Source organism: Mesorhizobium sp. WSM4989, assembly GCF_029625795.1.
Lineage (GTDB): Bacteria > Pseudomonadota > Alphaproteobacteria > Rhizobiales > Rhizobiaceae > Mesorhizobium.
Genome location: NZ_JARTVN010000021.1, coordinates 1 through 305, shown reverse-complemented (window position 1 = coordinate 305; position 305 = coordinate 1). Strand labels below are relative to the sequence as shown.

Genomic DNA, 305 nt, shown 5'->3' with positions numbered 1-305 from the left:
CATGACCGACAACGGCTCCTGCTACAGATCAAAGGCCTTCGCCAAGGCCTGCCGCGATCTCGGCCTCAAGCACGTCACGACAAGACCCTATACGCCCAAGACCAATGGCAAGGCCGAGCGCTTCATCCAGACAGCACTGCGCGAATGGGCCTACGCCATTGCCTATCCGACATCCGATCATCGTGCCGCCGAACTGCCTGTCTGGCTGCACAGATACAATTGGCATCGTCCACATGGCAGCCTAAAGTCAAAAACGCCTATCAGTCGCCTCGCCCTGATCGAGGACAACCTGTTGAAGCTCCACA

General features: G+C 57.7%; 1 protein-coding gene. It reads left to right on the top strand.

Annotation, left to right across the window (positions count from 1 at the left end):
• A partial coding sequence (locus tag P9217_RS30165) for an integrase core domain-containing protein (RefSeq protein ID WP_278052575.1) occupies positions 1-305 on the top strand: 305 nt, incomplete at both ends.